Source organism: Zoogloea sp. LCSB751 (genome assembly GCF_002028455.1).
GTDB lineage: Bacteria > Pseudomonadota > Gammaproteobacteria > Burkholderiales > Rhodocyclaceae > Zoogloea.
The window spans coordinates 1-232 of the sequence record NZ_MWUM01000677.1 but is presented as its reverse complement, the minus strand read 5'-3'; the positions used below and the strand labels follow the sequence as shown (position 1 = coordinate 232).

The 232-nt window shown below is 65.1% G+C and carries 1 protein-coding gene; it reads left to right on the top strand.

All coding sequences use genetic code 11. From position 1 onward, the window contains the following. Window positions 1-195, top strand: a 195-nt coding sequence (locus B4920_RS28140; RefSeq protein WP_305847147.1) for a hypothetical protein, incomplete at its 5' end; no start/stop codon positions are given. Window positions 196-232: the final 37 nt, after the last annotated feature.

Genomic DNA, 232 nt, shown 5'->3' with positions numbered 1-232 from the left:
AGCCGGGATGCGTTCTGGTGTGCCAACGTGCTGTCGCCGCAGAAGCTGCGCCAGAAGTGGGACCAGCTGCAGGCCAAGCGCGGTAATCCATCTGGCGGCCACCAGCGCCCCCTGTCCAATCTGGCGCAAGCCCAACAGCAGGCCCAGGCCCTGCGAGCCGCGGGGGTCGATTATGACGACAACACTCCCCTCTAACGTGACCAGTCTGCCCGTGAATCAGGCCAGTCTGCAG